4 protein-coding genes are annotated in these 2850 nt (G+C 33.1%); all 4 read left to right on the forward strand.

Annotation, left to right across the window (positions count from 1 at the left end; genetic code table 11):
- Positions 1-97 precede the first annotated feature (97 nt).
- Complete coding sequence (locus tag ACW2QC_RS20070; protein ID WP_457545699.1) at positions 98-898, forward strand: hypothetical protein; 801 nt, start codon at positions 98-100, stop codon at positions 896-898.
- A 129-nt stretch (positions 899-1027) separates the two neighbouring features.
- The gene (locus ACW2QC_RS20075) at positions 1028-1549 is read left to right on the forward strand and encodes a hypothetical protein (RefSeq protein WP_457545700.1); all 522 of its coding nucleotides are present in this window, start codon (positions 1028-1030) and stop codon (positions 1547-1549) included.
- Positions 1550-1660: 111 nt separating this feature from the next.
- Positions 1661-1834: a hypothetical protein gene (locus ACW2QC_RS20080; RefSeq protein ID WP_457545701.1), complete on the forward strand. Its 174-nt coding sequence runs from the start codon at positions 1661-1663 to the stop codon at positions 1832-1834.
- Between the two features lie 548 nt (positions 1835-2382).
- Entirely contained in the window at positions 2383-2553 is a 171-nt protein-coding gene (locus tag ACW2QC_RS20085; RefSeq protein WP_457545702.1) for a hypothetical protein, read from the forward strand.
- Positions 2554-2850 lie beyond the last annotated feature (297 nt).

The raw sequence follows: 2850 nt of genomic DNA on the forward strand, positions 1-2850 counted from the left end.
CTGCTAACCTTTCTTGAATAAGGGTCTGCGTCCTGCATTGTAAAATTGATACAGATTGATTGTTAAGGAGATAATCGTTTTTACGAGGGGGGATAAAGTGAAGTCGGATAATGAATCTGCTGTAAAACCCAAAAAGAAAGTTATTGCAATCAGCTTATTTATTGTTTTAAGCGTAGTGTTGGTATTGCAAGCCTGCAATACCGAAAATGAGAATGCAAATAACATCAATGTAGCAGCTGAAAAGGTAAGCGATTTGTTTGAGATAGAAAACGAGGAAGCAGTCAAAGAAGGAAAATCAAGTAAGATAAAAGATTCAACAGACCAGGGACAAATTGACGAAGCACTTGAAGCAATTGATAAAATTGATACAAGTGATGGGGAACAGAGTGAGAACTATGCGATTGCATTCGGTCTTCAATCTGCCGTCTTCAATGCTGTATTACAATTAAAAGAACGGGAAGGCACACTGGAGTCATCTGATAACAGTGCACAAGACGAAACAAATGGGGAAGAATTTCATCCAGATGAAGATGATGTAGTATTGAAAAATAATGAATTGAAAAACAAAGATATACTTGAAGACTTTATGAAAGTCGCTGGAGAAAACGGAAAAAACAATAAAAGTGAAATTAGGGTAGTGAAGGATGAAGGGGCAATAGGTGTGCTGATTTATGATTTAAAATCAAGATATGATAAAAAAGCCGATCAGGCGTGGATTGGGGTTATTCCTGACTTAAGTCACTACCGTGCATCAGAAAATGAAGTGCAAGATGTTTTTAATAATGCGCGTCAGCAATGTAGCTATATGTCAAAAGATGAGGCTGAGGGGTATTATAAATTGAATGAATGCCGGACGCATTGGGAATATCGGTTCCTTCCAATTATCGGTGATAATTAAGGTTAGTGAATCTAATTGAGAATGAGCTTATTCCTTAATAGGGCGCTAATCTCTAATAAGGATTAGCGCCAATATTACATCACAGGGCCATTATGTGGATAAATTTCAAGGTATAGGGAGATACGATATATGGAGATGAAATTAAATTATTCACTTAATGAAGAAGACATAGATACGTTTGTAGAAAGTCTATACAAGTATAGTAAGTATGATAAAAAGCAAAAGTCGAGAGTTATATCGATTGCTATTGCTGGTCCTATCCTAATAACTGTTTTAATTGATAAGCTTTCTCCAGGAACACCAGTCGGAATATACATACTACTAATAATTGGTGGTTTCTTTCTTATGTATAAAACTGGTTTCGATGATATTAAGAGGGATAATAAAAAGACTTTAATAAAGAAAAAAGAGGGATTTGTAGGAGAAAAAGAAACTATTCTTACTAAGGATTCGATTAAAATTATATTTATTAATAATCAAAAGAAAGAAATAACGAATCTGTGGCAAGAGGTAGATTTTTATATAAGGGAAAATGGGAACATTTTTATATACGCAGAAAGTAAAAATGTTGTGCATCAATTAAAATCAGGTAGTAAAACTGATGAGGTTGAAGACTTTTTAAAGGGCGTAGGTGTCACTAAAAAGGTATAAGTTAGGTTATTTAAAGTCTGCCAGAAACAGGCGCTATGATTGAATTAAAGTTGAAAAAGGTATGTTAAGATTAAGATGAAGTAAATTTATATTTAGGGAGATGACTACTTTATGAAAAAAAGAATTTCTATTGTATTAACAATGATAGCAATCGTTACTATTGGTGTTTTTACTTATTATACATCTTCGACCGGGGCTAACAAGGAAAGCGACAGTATTGTAATAGATAAAAATGGAGAAGTAGTAGAACCACTTAACGAGGATAATGGTAACTTGGGGCATTGATGATAATAGGTACAAAAGTGCAAATGAACTTGATTTAACAAGACGGCTGACTTGCCAGCTTTTAAATTTATTTCAGAATCGGGTGCACTTCTGGAATAAAGCATAGCGCTCAATTTGCCACTGTATAGCCATTTTGCGGAATGATGTATTTGTTTTAATGGGGGATTATGTATGGAAATTGAATTGAACTATGTTAAGAATGAAGGAGATATACAGAATTTTTCAGAAAACTATTATGAATTTAGTTTAAATGCAAAAAAAAGAAAAAATGGTCCCTGGTTTTAGCCTTAATAATAGCATTAATAGCTGCCTTCCCTATACATAAAATATTTGAAGACGGGATTCTTTCTTATTTACTATCTTTTATTATTTTATTAATTGGATACTCTATCTACATGGTGAGAGATAATAGAAAAGATACTATAATAAGTATTAATAAAAGACATACCTAAAAGGACTTAGGTGTTTTAGGAGAGCATAAAGCTCTCTTATCTGATGATGAACTTCACATTACGTATCTTCCCAATGACCCTAAAAGACAAAGAAATATGACTAATAAATGGAATGAATTTGATTATTATAATAGGGATGAAGATCATTTTTTTATCTATATTGATAAGAGCGACCTTACTTACCATATAAAAGCTGGAGAAAAAGCTGACGATGTCGATCAATTTTTGAAGAGAAAAGGATTGAATAAAAAGCAGCAGAAAGATTAATGATCTCTTCCATAAACGGGCGCTTTCGTCGAATAACGTATTCATTTCTTGGGCCAGATTATAGAAAAAATTGTAATGATTAAGCTTTTCAGGAGGGATAAAATTGAAGAGAATATTAGAAATATATCTTATATGGGGGCTATTGGGCGTTCTAATAGGAGTATTTGGAGTTAGTACACTCCAAAATGGAGAAATAAATTGGGTGTTATTATTAGCGATATTTACTATGATAACGTTTGTTTTAACGAGAAAAAAAGAAAAAAAGAAACCTTGTTAAACAATCGGGCGCTTTCGCGG

The organism is Virgibacillus sp. FSP13, assembly GCF_054048505.1.